The organism is Alteromonas mediterranea DE (genome assembly GCF_000020585.3).
Lineage (GTDB): Bacteria > Pseudomonadota > Gammaproteobacteria > Enterobacterales > Alteromonadaceae > Alteromonas > Alteromonas mediterranea.
Map to the genome: position 1 here is coordinate 3,940,348 of NC_011138.3, position 19,215 is coordinate 3,959,562.

The 19,215-nt window shown below is 44.8% G+C and carries 19 protein-coding genes; 9 read left to right on the top strand and 10 right to left on the bottom strand.

What is annotated here, in order from left to right; genetic code table 11:
• Nucleotides 1–37 precede the first annotated feature (37 nt).
• Nucleotides 38–379 carry a helix-turn-helix transcriptional regulator gene (locus MADE_RS17465; protein WP_012519928.1) on the bottom strand — a complete coding sequence of 114 codons (342 nt, stop codon included), beginning with the start codon at nucleotides 377–379 and terminating at the stop codon, nucleotides 38–40.
• Nucleotides 376–663, bottom strand: a complete 288-nt coding sequence (locus tag MADE_RS17470) for a hypothetical protein (RefSeq protein ID WP_012519927.1) — start codon at nucleotides 661–663, stop codon at nucleotides 376–378. The genes MADE_RS17465 and MADE_RS17470 overlap by 4 nt, the downstream gene beginning before the upstream one ends.
• Nucleotides 664–900: 237 nt before the next feature.
• Here MADE_RS17470 and MADE_RS17475 point away from each other — a divergent pair, with 237 nt between their 5' ends.
• Nucleotides 901–2,595, top strand: coding sequence for an alkaline phosphatase D family protein (locus MADE_RS17475; RefSeq protein ID WP_012519926.1), 1,695 nt, complete (start codon nucleotides 901–903; stop codon nucleotides 2,593–2,595).
• Between the two features lie 125 nt (nucleotides 2,596–2,720).
• Here MADE_RS17475 and MADE_RS17480 read toward each other — a convergent pair whose 3' ends face one another.
• From MADE_RS17480 to MADE_RS17490, 3 genes are all read right to left on the bottom strand, one after another.
• On the bottom strand, nucleotides 2,721–3,017 hold the full coding sequence (locus MADE_RS17480) for a type II toxin-antitoxin system RelE/ParE family toxin (RefSeq protein WP_012519925.1): 297 nt from the start codon (nucleotides 3,015–3,017) through the stop codon (nucleotides 2,721–2,723).
• Nucleotides 2,998–3,246, bottom strand: coding sequence for a CopG family ribbon-helix-helix protein (locus MADE_RS17485; protein WP_012519924.1), 249 nt, complete (start codon nucleotides 3,244–3,246; stop codon nucleotides 2,998–3,000). The genes MADE_RS17480 and MADE_RS17485 overlap by 20 nt, the downstream gene beginning before the upstream one ends.
• 232 nt (nucleotides 3,247–3,478) lie before the next feature.
• Nucleotides 3,479–5,842 carry a TonB-dependent receptor gene (locus tag MADE_RS17490; protein WP_012519923.1) on the bottom strand — a complete coding sequence of 788 codons (2,364 nt, stop codon included), beginning with the start codon at nucleotides 5,840–5,842 and terminating at the stop codon, nucleotides 3,479–3,481.
• A gap of 361 nt (nucleotides 5,843–6,203) precedes the next feature.
• Here MADE_RS17490 and MADE_RS17495 point away from each other — a divergent pair, with 361 nt between their 5' ends.
• Entirely contained in the window at nucleotides 6,204–6,485 is a 282-nt protein-coding gene (locus tag MADE_RS17495; protein ID WP_012519922.1) for a PepSY domain-containing protein, read from the top strand.
• Between the two features lie 98 nt (nucleotides 6,486–6,583).
• Nucleotides 6,584–7,153, top strand: coding sequence for a cytochrome b/b6 domain-containing protein (locus tag MADE_RS17500; RefSeq protein WP_012519921.1), 570 nt, complete (start codon nucleotides 6,584–6,586; stop codon nucleotides 7,151–7,153).
• 113 nt (nucleotides 7,154–7,266) lie between these two features.
• On the opposite strand, the gene MADE_RS17505 is transcribed toward MADE_RS17500, so the two are convergent.
• Nucleotides 7,267–7,911 carry a tetratricopeptide repeat protein gene (locus tag MADE_RS17505; protein ID WP_012519920.1) on the bottom strand — a complete coding sequence of 215 codons (645 nt, stop codon included), beginning with the start codon at nucleotides 7,909–7,911 and terminating at the stop codon, nucleotides 7,267–7,269.
• Between the two features lie 176 nt (nucleotides 7,912–8,087).
• Nucleotides 8,088–8,339: a TIGR02647 family protein gene (locus MADE_RS17510; RefSeq protein WP_012519919.1), complete on the bottom strand. Its 252-nt coding sequence runs from the start codon at nucleotides 8,337–8,339 to the stop codon at nucleotides 8,088–8,090.
• Nucleotides 8,340–8,529: 190 nt separating this feature from the next.
• On the opposite strand from MADE_RS17510, the gene ubiD reads away from it, so the two are divergent.
• Both ubiD and fre read left to right on the top strand, forming a co-directional pair.
• Nucleotides 8,530–9,996 carry a 4-hydroxy-3-polyprenylbenzoate decarboxylase gene (gene ubiD / locus MADE_RS17515; RefSeq protein ID WP_012519918.1) on the top strand — a complete coding sequence of 489 codons (1,467 nt, stop codon included), beginning with the start codon at nucleotides 8,530–8,532 and terminating at the stop codon, nucleotides 9,994–9,996.
• Between the two features lie 99 nt (nucleotides 9,997–10,095).
• A complete protein-coding gene (gene fre / locus MADE_RS17520) occupies nucleotides 10,096–10,791 on the top strand; it encodes an NAD(P)H-flavin reductase (RefSeq protein ID WP_012519917.1) in 696 nt (231 codons plus the stop codon).
• Between the two features lie 62 nt (nucleotides 10,792–10,853).
• Here fre and MADE_RS17525 read toward each other — a convergent pair whose 3' ends face one another.
• Entirely contained in the window at nucleotides 10,854–11,294 is a 441-nt protein-coding gene (locus MADE_RS17525; RefSeq protein ID WP_012519916.1) for a PIN domain-containing protein, read from the bottom strand.
• On the bottom strand, nucleotides 11,291–11,512 hold the full coding sequence (locus MADE_RS17530) for an AbrB/MazE/SpoVT family DNA-binding domain-containing protein (protein WP_012519915.1): 222 nt from the start codon (nucleotides 11,510–11,512) through the stop codon (nucleotides 11,291–11,293). The genes MADE_RS17525 and MADE_RS17530 overlap by 4 nt, the downstream gene beginning before the upstream one ends.
• Nucleotides 11,513–11,694: 182 nt before the next feature.
• Here MADE_RS17530 and MADE_RS17535 point away from each other — a divergent pair, with 182 nt between their 5' ends.
• Both MADE_RS17535 and MADE_RS17540 read left to right on the top strand, forming a co-directional pair.
• A complete protein-coding gene (locus tag MADE_RS17535) occupies nucleotides 11,695–13,101 on the top strand; it encodes a M28 family metallopeptidase (RefSeq protein ID WP_012519914.1) in 1,407 nt (468 codons plus the stop codon).
• Between the two features lie 159 nt (nucleotides 13,102–13,260).
• Nucleotides 13,261–14,286 (top strand): substrate-binding periplasmic protein, encoded by a 1,026-nt coding sequence (locus tag MADE_RS17540; protein WP_012519913.1) that lies wholly within the window; start codon nucleotides 13,261–13,263, stop codon nucleotides 14,284–14,286.
• A 24-nt stretch (nucleotides 14,287–14,310) separates the two neighbouring features.
• Here the strand turns inward: MADE_RS17540 and MADE_RS17545 are convergent, their stop codons facing one another.
• On the bottom strand, nucleotides 14,311–17,037 hold the full coding sequence (locus tag MADE_RS17545; protein WP_012519912.1) for an ATP-binding protein: 2,727 nt from the start codon (nucleotides 17,035–17,037) through the stop codon (nucleotides 14,311–14,313).
• 226 nt (nucleotides 17,038–17,263) lie between these two features.
• Here MADE_RS17545 and MADE_RS17550 point away from each other — a divergent pair, with 226 nt between their 5' ends.
• Together MADE_RS17550 and MADE_RS17555 are read left to right on the top strand one after the other, a co-directional pair.
• A complete protein-coding gene (locus MADE_RS17550) occupies nucleotides 17,264–17,821 on the top strand; it encodes a GbsR/MarR family transcriptional regulator (protein WP_012519911.1) in 558 nt (185 codons plus the stop codon).
• 11 nt (nucleotides 17,822–17,832) lie between these two features.
• Complete coding sequence (locus tag MADE_RS17555; protein WP_012519910.1) at nucleotides 17,833–19,206, top strand: cytochrome ubiquinol oxidase subunit I; 1,374 nt, start codon at nucleotides 17,833–17,835, stop codon at nucleotides 19,204–19,206.
• The last annotated feature ends 9 nt before the right edge of the window (nucleotides 19,207–19,215 follow it).

Below are 19,215 nucleotides of genomic sequence, written 5' to 3' on the forward strand. Positions count from 1 at the left end.
TTGAAACACCCGCTAGTATATTGGTTTTAAGCTGGGTTTACTTTTTGCGGTTCGATACAAGTCGTAGGCAACCTGATAATGCATCCAAGCCTTGGCACTTATACCGCTTACCGCTTACCGCTTCAAGCTTGCGCGCGAACTCGACAGTTAAATTAGAATGCCCGTTAACAAATCGCGATAAATGTTTAGTCGAGACTTCTAAGCATTGCGCAACCTCTGATTGCTTCAAGGGTGACTTTGCCATGCATCTGCGTTTAAATACTTCGCCCGGATGGGGCCTCTTAAGATGCTCGGGCCGTGATGCTCGCTCTCCTGCTTCAATTAATGCGCAGCCCCTATCACCTTTAGATTCAATGCCTATGTGCATACTTTGTCTCATGGGTTGTACTCTCTATAATCCAGACTGAAACAGTCACCATCGTTGAAATAGCAAGTTACCGCTCCACAAGGCTCTACGCTATTAACTGTAATAGTCACGTACCAAAGTTCGCTTTCTTCGGATCGTACTGCACCGATATCTAGCAAATCAGATATTTGTGATGCAGCGTCTAAATCAAACAACGCATTCCAGACTTCATGACGATATGCTAACACAAGCCATTCATCGTAATCAGATAGCCACATTAAAAGTAGCTTTTGATGTAGGAAGCTTACAATTGCCATCTAACCACCCATAGAAGATTACCACAGAGGTAATCTCACCTCAAAAATATGTTTATATTTTAATCGAACAGGGTTGTGTAAACTTCAATCTAACGTCCAGTTATCGATTCAGTTCAGCCTGACATCTCGATGTCACAAACAATCAGTATAAAAATGGGTTTTCATTTTTGTTGTATGAGCGTTCAACAAAACAATTAATACACTATTTACCCTACCAACTTTATAAAGAGCAGGCATATGGATAGAAGAACGTTTATTAGGCTGTCGTCATTCGCGGGTGCGAGCGTGGCAGTATCTACTGGGCTAGCGGGGTGTACAGTTAGCACGTCAGCAAACAGTCAGCCTCAAACTAAATCGGAATTTACCCATGGCGTGGCCAGTGGCGACCCGTTAAAAGATGCAGTGATCATTTGGACTCGCGCGGTTCCTACATCAAGCTCGGCTTTAGTTAAAGCCGATATTTTGTGGGAAATGGCAAGCGATGCAGCATTTACCGACGTGGTAAGTAGCGGAGTCGTTGAGGCTAAAGCGACACATGACTTTACCGTAAAAGTAGATGTGTCAGGTCTTCAGCCTGCAAGCAAATACTTTTATCGCTTCAGAAGTGCGAATAATGTGAGCCCTGTTGGCGAAACTCGCACATTGCCGGAAGCAGACGTTTCTAAGGTCACATTCGGCATATTTTCTTGCTCGAACTACCCTGCCGGCTTTTTCACGCCTTATATGGAAGCCGCCAAAGATGACAACATGGATTATGTACTGCATTTGGGCGACTACATATATGAGTACGATGGAAAGGGTTACGCCACCGAACATGCCAAAGAGATTGGCCGAACCTATGCGCCAGATAACGATACCGAGCTATATACGCTAACCGACTACCGAAACCGCTACGCGTTGTATCGCACCGACGAAGGGTTGCTTGCGCTGCATCAAAACAAGCCTTTTATTGTGGTTTGGGATGATCACGAAATTACTAACGACACTTACAAAGACGGTGCGGAAAATCACCAAGCAGACGAAGGTGATTTTTATGAACGTCGCGCTGCGGCAGTGCAAGCCTATTATGAGTGGCTGCCTATTCGCCCACCATTTGGCACTGAACGTTTAGAAATCTACCGTCAGTTTACCTTTGGCAACCTGCTTGATTTATACATGCTTGATACCCGCGTTTTAGCCCGGGATAAGCAGCTTGAATACGCCAACTATCGCGACGCTGAAACTAAAGCTTTTGACCAAGCAGGCTTTATGAAAGATATCAGTGATCCTAGTCGTGGGCTTTTAGGTGAAACCCAGCGCAACTGGCTGCATTCATCTATGCAGCAAAGTCAGGCAAAATGGCAGGTGTTAGGCCAACAGCTATTAATAGGCCGCATGCTTTTCCCTGTATCGATATTTAACGGCGTTGAGCGTAAAGAAATACCTGCTCATGTACATAGGCTTGCGAATATCAAACGCAAACAAAAGCAAGGTGCAGCACTCAGTGAGCAAGAGCTTGCACTTATCAATACGGTAATGCCCTACAATTTAGACGCATGGGACGGCTACCCCGTTGAACGGGAACAGGTTCTCATGCAGCTAAAATCCATCGGCAAACCCGTTATAGCTCTAGCAGGCGATACTCATAATGCATGGCACAATAAGTTAACCCTCAAAGACGGAACGGAAGTGGGTGTTGAACTTGCCACCTCTGGGGTGACGTCACCCGGCATGGAACATTATTTAAGTATGGATGATGAAATGGCAGAAACACTTGCTGATGACCTTCCCCTTCTTATTGATGATTTACAGTATTGTAATCTTCACCAGCGCGGCTTTATGACATTGACCGTTAGCGAGGATGAAGCTAAAGCGACCTGGCACTATGTGGATGCGATTTTGACCAAGGCTGGAAAGGTGGTTAACACGCATAGCTTTGAGATTAAGGCATAGCTTTCTACAATTTTATAAGCGTGTATAGGCTTGAGCCTATACACGTTATTTTTACAAGAAGAAACCACAAACGCTATGTTACAAGTCGCACAATGAACTTAGTGCTTTCCACAAACAGTTTGTTTTTAATCTGCGCAGGGCCATTGCTGAGCATCATGAAGAACACGTAGTATTTCGATGCAATTTGTAATGATGTTTTCTCGATATATAACGATAAACGGCAGGCCATTAATCACAAGTTCACGCGTATTCTTCAATCGGCCATGACGGCCCGCTCTAGGATGTTCCGATAAGACTAGGTGCGAACTATCAATAATATTCATGACAACGTCAATAGCTACAGAGGGGCTATTTTCTTGAGCAATATGAGCTTCAATTTTCTCTAAATCGGTACCTGCAAGATCAGTCCATTTGAGCTGCACGCTTAGCCTCCCACTTAGCTTTGACATCAGTATGGTCGGTCAAACGTCCCTCATCAGCGGCTTTCACTCCTTTTTCCACCTCTTGGATAAACCATTCTTCGCGAGCAACAAACTGCTTGATGGCTTCGGCCATCAGCCACGCCCTAGGTCTATCCATCGCCTTAGCCATTTCGCCTACACGTGCAAGTGTTTCATCATCTAATCTCACTGAGGTAGCTTTTAAAGGCATGCAGATTCTCCGAGGTTCTTAAAGAATCTTTATTGTAACTGCACTAGCATTAAATGTCTTCTTTCGCTTTTCATCAACAAAGACAGAGTGAAAGACATTATAGTTAAATTGCACCAACTAAAAACAGAGTCTCTGATACTCCTTCTTGTAATCCATATAATTTAAATTACGTCCTATTCCCATCAAAATAGGGGCATATTGACGGAAATAGGTACTCTCTTATTCTTTACTTCTAGAACGCGTAATAAACACGCACACCAGCAATGCGTGGCATGCCGCGAACAAAGGTCGGAATCCCCAAGCCACCGCCCGTATTACCAGCATCAATCAAGAATTCTTTATCAAACAGGTTGTTCACGTAAAACTCATAGGCAAACTTGCTGTTGTCTTGAAGCAGCTTCACCGATACATCAGTCAGTGAGTAAGTATCTTGAGAAAGACCAGGGTAATTACTGCTTTCAAAGAACACCTCAGACTGGAAACTGGTAAGCCAGTTAACATCAATGTCGAAGTTATTCATGTTGAATACTTTGTTAATGTTAATTGCACCGCTTACCTCAGGTGCTAAACGAAACTTGTTACCGCCGTATTCAAATGGCGAACCATCGGCAGTGTCGTTAGCAAATTCTGCGTCTAAGAAACCAAGGCTTGCGGTTAAAGTTAGCGTGTCGCTGTAATTGTAGGTAGCCATACCCTCGATGCCCGACATGGTCGAGTCGCCCACTGTTACAGTAATCGACTGCAAGGTTTCTGCATCGGTAAAGCTTTGCTGATAGTCACTGTACTCGTAGGTAAAAATGGCACCCGAGAACAGGAAGTTTGCGCTTTGATACTTAACACCCAGATCGTAGCTGTCTACTATTTCAGGTTTAGTAACATTAACGCCACCCGCATTAGCATCAACCACTGGTGAACGGCGGCCCTTGGCGTAGTTCGCATACAAGTTCCAGTTATTGTTCACATCGTAACTTACCGCAAAGCGTGGCAAGGTATCGTCAAAGTCGCGCTCGGCATCGAAAGTAAACGCGCCGTCTGCGGTAGTAAAGGTATTACGGGTATAGCGGGTTTCATCAATGTAACGTACACCGGCAGTTACATTGATATCGTCGGTAACAAAGTAAGATATTTCCGCGACATAAGAGGCAATGTCTAGCTCGGCTTCAAATATGAACGGCCCTTGTATGAAAATAGGCGGTAGCGCAGGGTTTGAAATAGGTGAACCGTCGGCATTAAATAGCTGTGATACCAACATAGCACGCAGCGCTTCTATTTCTTCTAATGATGCATTGGTTGCAATGTTTTGGTTCAGCGGAATGTTTGAGGTGGCCTCAAGCTGTGCTTTTACCGCATCGAAGGTACCACGTACAAATGGGTCGACCATTACATAATAGGGCAAAATAGAATCGTCTTGAGTAATAGACGCACCTACAAACGCGGCCAATTTATCACCCGAGTCATACACTAAACGCATTGACGCACCTTTAAGCGTGGCGTCGTTATCAAAGTAGGCATCTTGAATACGCAAAGCAGAACCATCAGCGTCAAAGCCTTCGCTTACTTCTACATCTTTATAGTAGGCATCGGCGTGTAGGCTAAGCATTTGGTTGAAATCGTAGTTAATGGTTAAGTCATAAGCTTGAAGCGTTCGTTCAATACCTAGTTCACTGCCTAAGCTAAATTCGGCATCAGTAAAAGGGCTAGTATCTCCGCCATTGGGAGCGATAGAGCCTGATTTGAAGGCAATGCCCGGCTGGTCGTTGTACTCCATTGCTGCACGCGCAATGATTTCTAACTTATCATAGCTTGCAAGCCAGGTTGCGCGAAGAGCTTGCACCGATACACCTTGAAGGTCTTCACTATTGCACGGTACCTCTTCACCTAAATGGTTATACATGTTTGCATTACCATAGTAAGAATCAGCGCTACAGGCATTATTTTCTACAATGCCGTCCATTTCACGATAAAGCCCAGCTATACGAAAACTGTGGTTGTCGTTAATAGGCTGGTTATACATAAACTCAAGTTCTTGGCCCTGCTCTGAGTTATAGCCAACCTGCACTTTGCCTTCCTGTTCAAAGGTCGGAAGGTTAGAGTGAATGCTTACCGCACCGTTTGCTGCCGCCACACCGAAAAGCGTCGGCTGAGGGCCTTTTAACACTTCAACGCGAGCAATATCGTAAAGTGCAACACTTGCTACGGTTTTCTTGCTGATATCAAAGCCATCTTGATATACCGAGATGCGAGGCGTCGCCGATACCGATGACACATCGTCGGTTACACCGCGAATGTTGAACGACGGTAAGCTTACCGCTTGCTCCTGAATTTGAACGTTTGGCAATATACGAGAAAGCTCATCAAGTTCCATGATATTGGTGCGCTCTAAGAATTCGCTACCAATGACATCCATGGTCACTGGCACATCCATAACAGACTGCTCGCGCATTTGCGCGGTAACGGTAATTTCTTCTATGTAGTCATTCTCGTTTGCTGTATCAGGCGCTACTTCTTGTGCCATTGCCGCGCTCGATAGTGCTAAAGCAATGGTTGTCGCTAGCAAAGTGCGTGGGTAAACAGATAGTGGGTACAGAGGGCGCATCAAATCATTCCTTTCGTGTGCTTATTGGGTGCTTTATGTATTTTTATAAGCATTTCACCGACAGATTGGCGACATTGCTTATTGTTTAGATATATCAAAGCCAAAGAATGTAGAGCGCTTTTGAGACGGTTCGATGAACCATACATGACAAGTTGGAGGCAATTTTGTGACAGCGACTTCTTGCCTCGCTCTATACCAAAATTCAGTTGTTACGCAGTAACGGGTTATATAAATTTTGTGGAATTAATGCGCAACAAAAGTTATCACAAAAAACGCCCCTTTGAATCAAAGAGCAAACTAAGTACACTCATTCCACGTAGGACAGAAATAACTTTTAACTAAAAGCGAAATGGAGACTGCAATGAAAAAATTAATGATGGCTACAGCTATTGGCGCTGCGACCCTATTAAGTGCTTGTAGTGCAGAGCACGGCACTACGCAATGTACTACTGCACCTGAAGCTGAATGGCAAAATCAAGATGCGTTTCAGGCGCAACTGCTAGCGCAAGGCTACAAAATTAATGAGTTTAAAGTAACAGACGGCAACTGCTACGAAATCTATGGTTTTGATAAAGAAGAAAACAAAGTAGAAATTTACTTCAACCCAGTTGATGGCAGCATTGTTAAAGAAGAAAAACACTAAGTTTAGTAAACGACAAACACATCGTTTGCTTTAATGCTTGATAAAAACGCTGCAGGGATACTGCAGCGTTTTTTGTTTTAAACAGAGTAAGCCATATTATGAGTACAACAAAAGACACGCCTTCAGATATTTATATTTGGGATTGGGTTGTGCGCATTTGTCACTGGGGTATTGTTGCTGCTTTTATTACCAACTACTTTATTGTAGAGCCGGGCCGGCTTTATCATGAAATAGCAGGGTACGCTGGGGTGTCGTTTATTCTACTACGACTTGCTTGGGGCACGCTTCAACAACAAAAGGCGCTGAATAAGAGTGGAGAAATCCCTTACGCTAGTTTTGCCAGCGTATCTTTGAGTAAAAAGGCTTTTATCGAGCACTTTCACCATTTACAGCAAAAGAAAATCCCCACCAGGCACGGTCATAACCCTTTCGGTTGGCTAATGATATTTGCCGTATTCACTCTATTCTTAGGTTTAGGCATTACCGGCTTTATGATGGAAGAGATAGACGCCATGTTTGGCAACAGCACGTTGGAATGGATACACAGCATTATGGCCGATGTGCTTTACGCCTGCGTTTTAGTGCATATTGCGGCAGTGTTTTTAGTACAGTACTTAGGGAATGTTCAGCTTATTCGCCCTATGCTTACCGGGTGGCGAAAACGATAGTGTCTACCCCTTCACCCTGCGGAACGTTTTTGCTCAGTATTTTCCGTGGGTTCACAATAGCTATGCATAACCTTTTAGGCTCAATAACAACAAGTGGACGGTGCGTGACAGCTCTAACTATCCATTGGGCGCTTAGCTTGACGCACCGCTTTCGGGTGCATTAGCTTTTCTAAACGCGCTAGATAAGATGAAATTTTTTGATGCTGTTTTTTATCGTTTGTGACCGAGTTATAAAGCCAGTGATACGCATCTTCGTAATCGTAGGGGCTACCGTAACCTTCTAAAAACAACTCAACCAATCGAATTTGCGCTTTTAGGTTTTTAAGTGCAGCGGCTTCGCGTAAATACACCACGGCGCGAGACTTATCTTGTTGTACCAACGTGCCTTTTGCGTAATAACGCCCCAGTTGTTCAAGGGCGGCGGGCAAACCTTGGTTCGCAGCATCTTCCATATAACCAATGCCTCGCGACGGCGCCGCATCAACACACACACCCCAAGCCAACATGTCGCCCCATAAAAATTGGTACGCCGGAATTTTAAGTACGTCTGCTCGCGCTTCAATATCTTGTACTAGCTGGCACCTGTCAGCCACCACCTTGTCTAGATGCGTATTAGCGTTAATCATGTCAATTAACGCGTCTTGGCTGTATAGCTGAACTGCACGCAGCTCTTCTACGGTTTCCCCCTCAAGAGCGTGAGCAGAGAACCCCGTTACCGAAACACAGATAAATAAAGCGGTAGATAGAATACGTTTCATAGCTAAGGAGTAAATATTGATTGCACTGTCTTAGTTAACTTATCGGCTTAGTATAGATTATCTTAACTAAGACATGCCTTTCTTTACGAAAATTGTGCGCTATCAGCTACAACGTTTTTTACCCCTGCACTTTCCGTGGCGCCTATATATCCATATAACAGCAGGTTACGTGTTAATTAATGACTACTTTTCCTGGGGCACAATGCCGATTGGATATGACGAGCGTGATCGGCAAGATCGATACCCAAGTCGGTGAGATAGCCGCCATCGGGCTGAGTTATAAGCCCCTTGGCATAAAGTCGAGACGCGGCGTTTACCATGCTTTGGCTAGCATCGTGATGAATCTTTAGGCCCTGAAGTAAACTGTCTGTAGGAAACTTCAATAACAAATTTAGCTCGTCTAGCATGTCCTGATCGAATGAACTCATGTAACCACCTTAGGCGAAAGGGTTTGTTAATTTCTATAACACTTTGCTATCTCACACCTAAATAGCACCTCTGTAAAGATTAATTTGTCTGTAAAACGTTTAATCTTGTATTCGTGTCGCTTACTGATCGGACTTTCACGCTAAATAGTATATTCTTGCCATAAATAAAGTGTGTGGATACGCCAAACAGATGAAGTACAAAGATTTACGCGACTTTATTCGCCAGCTCGAAGCTAAAGGTGAATTGGTACGCATTAGCCAGCCCATTGATACCGACCTTGAAATGACGGAAATTGCCGACCGTACGCTGCGTGCTGGTGGCCCTGCGCTGTTGTTTGAAAACCCTAAAAACCACGATATGCCTGTACTGGCAAACTTGTTTGGTACGCCTGAGCGTGTCGCCATGGGTATGGGGCAAGAATCGGTAGAAGCCCTTCGTGAAGTTGGCAAGCTGCTGGCTTACTTAAAAGAGCCTGAGCCGCCGAAAGGGCTTAAAGATCTCTGGGAAAAGCTGCCGGTATTTAAGCAGGTACTGAATATGCCTGCTAAAGTGCTAAAAAAAGCGCCGTGTCAGGAAGTGGTGCTTACCGGTGACGATGTAGACTTGTCAAAAATTCCTGTGCAGCGCTGCTGGCCCGGTGATGCCGCGCCTTTGGTAACCTGGGGGTTAAGCGTTACGAAAGGGCCACACAAAAAACGCCAGAATTTGGGTATTTACCGTCAGCAGGTGATTGGCAAAAACAAACTTATTATGCGCTGGCTATCACACCGCGGCGGCGCCCTTGATTTTCGCGAGTGGTGTCAAACCCATCCGGGCGAACCCTACCCTGTGTCTGTGGCGCTCGGTGCAGATCCAGCCACCATTTTAGGTGCGGTTACTCCTGTACCGGATACGCTTTCAGAATATGCTTTTGCAGGCTTACTTCGCGGTGATAAAACCGAAGTGGTTAAGTCTATCAGTAACGATTTGCAGGTACCTGCCAGCGCAGAGATTGTGCTTGAAGGTTATATCGCGCAAGATGAAACCGCACCGGAAGGCCCTTACGGCGATCACACTGGGTATTACAATGAAGTCGACGACTTCCCTGTGTTTACCGTTACCCATATTACTCACCGTAAAGACCCTATTTATCATTCAACTTATACCGGTCGTCCGCCAGACGAGCCGGCTATTTTAGGGGTGGCGCTAAACGAAGTGTTTGTGCCTATTTTGCAAAAGCAATTTCCTGAGATAGTGGATTTCTACTTACCACCTGAAGGCTGTTCCTATCGCATGGCGGTAGTAACCATGAAGAAACAGTATCCTGGTCATGCGAAACGGGTGATGATGGGGGTATGGTCGTTCTTGCGTCAGTTTATGTACACCAAATTTGTGATAGTGTGCGATGACGACGTTAATGCGCGCGACTGGAACGATGTTATTTGGGCCATTACTACCCGTATGGACCCCGCCCGCGATACGGTAATGATAGAAAATACGCCTATCGATTATTTGGACTTTGCCTCACCCGTTTCAGGGCTAGGCTCTAAAATGGGGATGGACGCTACCAATAAGATGCCGGGCGAGACCGACCGCGAATGGGGTGTGCCTATTGTAATGGACGAAGGCGTTAAAAAACGCGTTGATGATATTTGGGACAGTCTTGGTATTATGTAGCGACTATTTTAAACGCTATTTATTTTGTATTAAAACATGCGCTTTTCTTAAAGCGCGTGTAAAGGCGACACGCTAAGCAAGAAGGTTAGAAGAGAATACATGTCAGAAATTAAGTGTAAGGTTGCAAGCATCACGCCTTTAACCGAAGTGGTACAAAAAGTTGAATTAACGCCAGAGAGTCCTGTTGAGTTTAAAGCGGGTCAGTACGCTATGGTCGTAATGGGCGAAAAAGATATGCGTCCATTTTCTATTGCCAATGCCGCGTTTGATAATGGCCGCATTGAATTACATATCGGCGCAGAGCCAGGTAATAGCTATGCAGGCGAAGTGCTAGAGCGTATGCGCGCTGATGGTGAAATCACGGTAAATGTGGGTAATGGCAATGCCTTTTTGCAAAGCAACGGCCTGCCTATGGTGCTTATTGCTGGCGGTACGGGTTTCTCGTATACCTACTCGATTCTGCAAGAGCACCTTAATAGCGGCGACAAAACGCCAGTTACCCTTTATTGGGGTGGAAAGCACGCATCGGACTTGTATTTAGCCGATAAGCTAACTGCACTAGCTGATGCTAACGAGCACTTCACGTTTGTGCCAGTTGTTGAGTTTGCCTGCGACGAATGGAAAGGCAGAACCGGTTGGGTGCATCACGCGGTGATGGCTGACCACGCTGGCTTTGCCAATATTCAGGTTTACGTTGCCGGTCGTTTTGAAATGGCGAAGGTCGTGCGCGATGACTTTACTCAGCGCGGCTTGAAAGTAGAGAACTTGTTTGGCGACGCGTTTGCGTTTATATAAGCCAATTATAGGCGGGGCTTGTTAATACCTAGCGCCATCGAAATGTCGGTGGCGTTTTATTATCAGCAATGAGGTTCAATCATTCCTTCAATTTCCTGAGCCGCTTTGTCAAAGGTAAATACACTAGTAAGGTTGAGCTTATTTCGCTGCGCGTGACGCTTTGCTTTATTGATAACAAGCGCATCAGGGAAGTCTGCTTGTTTCGTTTTCCCACCCGCCTTGATCGGTTTCGCATTAGTAAAGTCTTTTAATGCAGCCCACACTGCCAAACTATCCTCAAACACAAGATTTGGCTCAGCAAATAACGCATGGATAACCTGTATAACTTTATCTTTATTAAGGTTATAACGCCTTCCTTTTAAGGTCCATACGGTTTCAATTAGTACTACATCTGTAATCAAGACTTTTTCAGAGCCCAAAATTAATTGGCTTGCTTGTATAGCTTGCTTCTCGTCATCTTGTAGCAAGTAACGCAGCAAGACATTTGTGTCTATCGCTATCATTTTTCAATTGCGCTCTGAAGAGATGCTTGGTCACTATAACTGCTATTCACAGTTATGTTTTTCAAAAGCCCTCTTGCCGCTCCAGCTTGTTTCTTAACGATTGAAATAACGCCTTGTCTATCAACAAAACTCTCAACATCGTCGCCCGCATTAATGTTAGCAATGCTGCATAGTTCTGCCGGCAGGGTTATTTGCCTCTTCATGCTTACTTTAGCCATAGTTCTCCAGCCTCGATGTCTATTCACTGTTTGCTAAGCATACAACAATCTTTACTTTTTACCAAAAAGTAAAGATTGTATAATTTTAGAGCTTGCGATAGTTGGTTGGTTTACGTCGTTTACTCCAATTGTAGCTTTGTCGCGTATTGATTATGGTGAAAAGATAAACGCTGGAGAGAATAATGATAAAAAACCTATCCCCACAGTCTAGACTAAGAACTAAAGCCACAAGTCTTCTGGCATCTACCGTATTTTTAAGTAGCGCTGTTTCTTTCACAGTTCACGCCCAAACCGAACAGCAGCAAGCACTTTACGATATAGCCAAAAACGTCTCTGCCGAAAACATCGAAAAAGACATTACTACGCTGGTCAACTTTGGCACTCGTCACACCCTTTCTGAAACCGAATCTGACACCCGCGGCATTGGTGCAGCGCGACGCTGGATAAAGTCTGAATTTGATAAAATTTCCGCCGCGTGCGGGGGTTGTTTAGAGGTGTATTATCAGTCAGAGGTAATCAGCGGTGAAAAGCGTATTCCCGACCCTGTTGAAGTGGTAAGCGTCATTGCTATTCAGCGCGGTACGACCGACCCAGATCGCTACGTGATCATGTCTGGCGATATCGACTCGCGGGTGTCTGATGTAATGGATTTCACGTCTGATTCACCGGGTGCAAATGACAACGCTTCTGGTGTTGCGGGTACTCTTGAAGCCGCGCGCGTTTTATCGAAACACAAGTTTAACGGCAGCATTGTTTATGCCGCGCTAGCCGGTGAAGAACAAGGTTTATTTGGCGGGCGCATTATGGCGAAGCAAGCCAAAGAAGACGGCTGGCGAATTAAAGCCGTGCTAAATAACGACATGATTGGCAATATCGAAGGCGTTAACGGTGTTATTAACAACACCACTGCCCGTATTTTTGCTGAAGGTACTCGCGTAACTGAAACAGAAAAAGAAGCGCGCATGCGTCGCTTCACGGGCGGCGAAGTTGACTCGCCTAGCCGTAACCTTGCCCGCTACATTGATAAAATTGCCGATAAGTATATTGAGAACTTAGATACCATGGTGATTTATCGCTTAGACCGATTTGGTCGTGGCGGCCACCATCGCCCGTTTAACGATTTGGGTTATCCGGGTATTCGTATTATGGAAACCAACGAAAACTATACCCGTCAGCATCAGGACCTGCGCGTAGAAGACGGTATAGCCTACGGCGACACCCTTGACGGCGTAAACTTCGATTATGCAGCCAAACTCACAGGACTTAATGCGGTATCGCTTGCGGCCATGGCATGGGCTCCAAACCCACCCGCTAATGTGGAAATTGCTGGCGCTGTGCAGCCTTCTACTACCCTTAAATGGGATGCGCTAGATACCGAACAAAACCCGCAGTTAAAAGGGTATAAAATATACTGGCGTCATACTGATGCACCTCAGTGGGAATACAGTAAATATGTGGGTAACGTAACCGAAGCGACGCTTGAGAATGTTGTTATAGACAACTACTTCTTTGGTGTTGCCAGCGTCAACAAAGATGGCGTTGAAAGCGTGGTAGTGTATCCGGGCCCAGCCGGAAGTTTTGGTGAATAAACACACTTAACGCTCGGGTTCTGAAACTTAAGCACTTCAATATGCAAAATATTGATGCTGCTTAAGTTTTGTTAATTTAAAGCTTTATCTCTTTATTGGAATAAAGTGCTTAACTGCATTACAGTGTAGTAAATGCATAATGGCAGTAGGGAGATTTTTTTGGGTAAATTCAGCGCGTTCCCGTTTACTCGTTTTACTCGAACCTTAGGTACACTAGGGCTTAGCTGTGCGCTTTATTTTTCTCACACCTTTACACTTCACGCAGCACCCCTTACGCTCGCCGCGTCATCTTTTGAAACCTATATCAGCGATGATGGAGAGCCCGCCAGAATTAATGCACTCTTAGCAGCGATATTTCAAAAGGCTAACCTTGATGTTGAACTACGGGTTATGCGCAGCGCATTTTTAGGCAGTTCGGTACTTACCGGCAAAGTCGATGGTGAATTCGCTTTTGTAGATTTAGGGGAAACCACCAGCCACTTGGTACTTTCTGACATTTATCTGCCTATTTACCTGTACGCTGTCAGCAAGAGCCCCGACGTTGAAGAAGTCAGGTTATTCCCCCACTTGAAAGATAACCGGGTAGCTATTGAAAATCGCTTTGCTAATACGCCTTCATTTAGGTTACTTAAAAACATAAAGTGGTCGCGTAACCCCAGTACCTTCGACGCCTTCCGCCAACTAGCGGACGACCGGGCACCGTTTCTTATTACAACGCAGTTACTTGCCCGTGAGCTTAATATTTTACTAGCAAACGATAACGAGGAAACCTTACATTACTCGGCCAAGTCTTTAGCTAAAACGGGGTTTCAGTTAGCAATAAATAAAAACGTGGCAAACGCAGAACGTTTGATGAAGCAATTTAATGAAACCGTTTTAGCAATGCAAGATAGCGGTAAGTTTAACAAGCCTCTTGCCATCGCGTGGTTAACAAAAGACGTAAACAATGACGGCGCGGCCGACTTTATTGGTCACAGTAGTATTACTGCGGCATCAGATTTACTAAGCACCGCCTATTCGTTAGACGGTAAACCTACGTCAGATGACAGCGTGTTCTACATTGATGGTGAAGTTTTTGACTCATTTGATGAAGCTAAGGCTGCACTTAACATACAGAAAAGCCCAGTTAAGCAAGAGTCGCAGTTAGACAAAACCACCTACCAGCGGTTATTGCAACGCTGGTAGTGGTTGTTCGCGAATGTTTCTTTGTCACAAATTGGAAGTTTCGGGCATATACATTTCTAAAATAGTCAGTAGCTCTTCCCCGTCCACCGGCTTAGAAACATAGTTGCTAAAGCCTGCTTTGAGCGCTTTAACTCTGTCTGATGTATATGCATAGGCGGTTAGCGCTACAGCATTTAGCTTGGCAATTTCAGGATTTTGGCTAGCGCGCATTTTCAATACCAACCCCAAGCCGTCCAATTCAGGCATACCGATATCAGAAAGCAATAAGTCGAAGGCTTCAGGTATGTCGTTCAGCTCTTTCCACGCCAGCAGCCCGTTTTTCACCACGTTTACTCGAGCGCCATTAGATTCTAAAAATAGTTTTATGAAGTCGCGCGCGTCCTGTTCGTCTTCGGCAACCAAAATTCGAAGGCCATTTAAACGCAGTGACTCAGTCAAATCGCTAATTTCAGTATTTTTGGTTTCAACGATATCATCGTGCAAGCTTAACGGAGCGATAGGTAGCGTAATGTTGAAACTGGTGCCTGTATTGGGTCCATCACTGTGGACTTGAATTTCGCCGCCGTGCATCTCCACCAAGCTTTTGACAATTGATAAACCTAGCCCCAAGCCGTGCTTGTTATGCGAGTCTTTGCCTTGGTAAAAGCGCTCAAAAACATGGGCTACCTGCTCCTGAGTCATTCCTTTCCCATTATCTTTTACACGCAAAGTATAATTGGAATGCTCCCTCCTACCACGTACGTGTACCGTACCGCCTTTGGAAGTAAATTTAAGCGCGTTGCTCAATAGGTTGTTAATAACCTGCTTAATACGTAAGTTGTCGCCTAAAATCTGAGTATGCTCATCTTCACAGCTAATAGATAGCTGAATATTCTTACTGGCAAACCCCGCTTCAAACGATTTCGCTACCTCTGAGATAGAAGAAGCGATATTCAAAGAATGGGTGCTCAGTTTCATCGTGCCTGAAATAATGCGTGATAAGTCGAGAATGTCATTGATAAGCGCAGCTTGTGTAGAAGCAGCACGCTTAATCACCCCTAATGCATCAGTCATTCTATCGACGTTTGATACATCCATTAGCGCTAAGTCTGTCCAACCTACAATAGAATTAAGCGGGGAGCGCAGCTCGTGAGATATACTCGCCAGAAACTGATCTTTGGCTTTATCTAGCTCTTCTAGCTTACTTATCTGTTTGTCCAATGACGCTTTCAAGCTTAGCGCATAAGGAATAAATAGATGATCAAACCCTTCTATAATTAGCTTGTCATCTTCGCTCCATTCGACTGACTCATCAGCCACACTCTGCAAATACATGTCAAAAGAGTTGCGTGGTGTAAGCGACTTTCCAACGTCTTTTTTCGCCGCTTCTTTACCGGCCCAACGAATTGTTTTATCGCGCTGTTCACGGAACCACACTGTGAAGTACCCAAGCTTAGCCGACACGCAGGAGATATACATACCCCGTATACCATTTAAAGCACAACCATCCGACACTTCATTGGCTAAACGATTTACTGCTAACGACTGCTCAGAGTCGATAATTGAGTATTTATTGAGTAGCTGCGTAAGGGTTTTCTCTGACGGGGTTTTACCCACATAGTAATTACCCGTTGGCGTAATTACCGCCATACCACAGGCATCAGCCACGTCGAGTAAAGCGGTTTCTTTTTGAGAAATAGCCTCAAGCGGATTAGAGTAAGATGTAAGTTGATGCACGATATTGTTCAGCTTTCGCTGGCGCATCTGGAACTGCTCTTTTCTAGTGTGAAGTGCTTTGGTGTGCATTTGCCAAGCATAAAGGTGTCCAAGGGACTCACACACTAAGCGTTTCTTTTGATCGATGTACTTAGGCTCACTGTTGTGACATGCTAGCAAGCCCCATAGTTTACCCTCAAATACTAACGACACAGAAAATGAAGAGCGTATGCCCATATTTTTTAAGTATTCGATATGAACAGGAGAGACAGACCTCACCATGGACATAGACAAATCTAATGGCGGGCGCTCGGCTTCGAGTATTGAGGGTTGCAATGGTGTAGGCTGCTCCTCGACATCAAATACACATCGCACCCGGTTTTTCAGATAGAGTTCGCGCGCTTGTTTAGGAATGTCAGAGGCAGGAAACTTTAACCCCTTAAATGAACGAGAAATTGACTCACAGGCTTCACCTATGACCTCCCCGCAATATGCATCATCAAATTGATAAACCATCACCGAGTCGAAGCCGATATACTGTTTAAATACCTTCGCTATTGCATCTGCAACATCGCCAATCGACTCTTTATCGTCGACGTTAGGTAGTAGCGCGCGAATGTCAACATCCATCGGCACCCACTGCTGCGCGGCCTCATAACTTAGCTGTGGTGTTGGCTCTAGCTCTATCACTAATAGCCCGTTAGAGTCGAAGGCTACACCGCTGCCCTCTTTTTCCCAGTTATCAAGCCACAATGCATTTTTTGCAAACTTCCACTGATAAGCATGGCGAACACTTTCGCCTTTTAACGCATTGTGAATAGTTTTAAACGTGGGCGCATCCGGAGAAGGAATATCAATGAGTTCGGTAACAAGCGTTTCACCTGCAACAATCTCTACTTTGAATAAATCTTTTATGTTCTCACTGAATACTTGTACTTTTTTGGTATCGGGATTTATCGCGATTACGTAACCGAAACTTTGAACGCTTTCGATAAGATGAATAGCTTCGTCTTCGCAGTTTTGAAGTGAAGACTGAGAAATGTGATTTTGATGCATTACCTTACGCCGAGAAATAAAGAAAGCGTGCTTTCATGGTTGGAGTGTTGAACGTTGTCACGATAACAACTTACCAAGAAAAAATCATTCAATATCGAAGAAACTCGCCTAATTAAGAAACACTAATCTGTGAATTAAAAAAAGCTAACAGAGCCAAATAAAACTTGTATTTTTTGATCTGGCGCAATAAACTTTCAGTAAATTCTGAAACTTCTGGAATATAAAAATGAAGATGACGCCTTTAATTACTTCTGCTGTTATGCACTTTGGCGAAATGGGAAGTCGCTGGGGTTTTAATAGAACGGTGGGGCAAATACTTGCTCTTATTGTTCTTAATGAAGAGCCAATTTCGGCACAGGAGATTGCTGACGCGCTGAATATCTCCAGAGGCAATACAAGTATGGGCTTAAAAGAGCTTCAGTCGTGGCGTTTGGTTAAGCAGCACCATGTTCCAGGCGAAAGGAAAGAATTTTTTGTGCCTGCAGGTGATATCTGGACATTGGCTAACCGGGTATTTGAAGAGCGCAGGAAGCGAGAGATAGATCCAACCATGAGCTTACTTCGGGATTTGTTACTCGATGCACCTGCCAATGAAAAAGAAGCAAACGCTCAACATAAACTGAACGAAATTCACGATTTACTCGAATCAATTACGGCATGGTCCGAAGAGCTTCAAAATCTTGGACCAGAAAAGCTTAACACGCTGATGAAGCTAGGTTCTGGCGTAGGCCGTATGCTTGAGCTTAAGGACAAGCTACTTCCAGGAAAAAACAGCGTTAACTAAGGGGGCTCTCTGTGGATGCATTCTTGCTGTCTCGTTTACAATTTGCGTTAAATATTAGTTTCCATATTTTATTTCCAACCATCACTATGGCAATGGGATGGTTTTTATTTTACTTCAAACTGCGCTCTAACATTTCAGGTCATCCTGTATGGATGCGTATGTATCGTTTTTGGGTACGTGTTTTTGCGCTAAGCTTCGCCTTAGGCGTAGTAAGCGGCGTTACCATGTCATTTCAGTTTGGTACTAACTGGCCAGGCTTTATGGAAAAAGTCGGCAATGTGGCAGGCCCCCTGTTAGGCTACGAGGTACTTACCGCCTTTTTCTTAGAAGCTACTTTTCTTGGCATTATGCTATTTGGCATACGCCGGGTGCCCAATTGGCTGCATACTGCATCTACTCTTATCGTAGCGCTTGGCACCACAACTTCAGCGTTTTGGATATTAGCACTAAATAGCTGGATGCAAACTCCACAAGGCTTCGAGGTAGTTGATGGCGTTGTGTATGCCACAAACTGGAAAGAAATTATCTTCAACCCCTCTTTCCCCTACCGCTTTGTACACATGATGTTGGCATCGGGCCTAACCGCTAGTTTTTTAATTGCCGGCTTGTCTGCTTATCGCATGTTAAAAGGTGACGACAAATTAGCCCCTAAACTTGCGCTTAAGACAGCAACTTACACAGCAGCAGTGTTAATTCCGCTACAAATATTTGCAGGCGACATGCACGGTTTAAATACCCTTGAACATCAACCGCAAAAAGTAGCGGCAATGGAAGGGCTTTGGGAAACCACTGAAGGTGCCCCCTTGCTACTTTTCGCCATACCCGATGAGGAAAGCAAAGAGAACCATTTTGAAATTCCCATTCCTTATGGCGCAAGTTTGATTCTTACTCACGAGCTTAAAGGCGAGATTAAAGGGCTTAATGAGTTCGAGGGAGAGCATCCGCCAGTTGCCCCTGTATTTTTTGGTTTTAGAGTCATGGTGGGCATGGGCATGTTGATGCTTGCTGTCTCGTGGCTGGGTAGTCTTTATCTTATGCGCAATAAAGCGTTTCCTCTGTGGCTTAAGCGCACGTTTGCGGGCATGGCGTTTAGCGGTTGGATAGCGACCCTTGCCGGTTGGTACGTGACCGAGATTGGAAGGCAACCTTACTTAGTCAGCGGCGTATTGAAAACCGCTGATGCGGTAACCCAGCTACCGCCTGGTAATATTGCCCTATCGTTTACGCTGTACTTGGTTATTTATACGGTCTTGCTAATAGCATACATGGGAACCTTAATGCTGATGTGTAGAAGAGCCGTAGAAATTGAAGAAATTACTACTGAGGAACGGGAAGTGGCTAAAGCAAAAATGCAGCCCAGCGAACCCGATCCTAGTACGGTTTAGGGAGAGCCA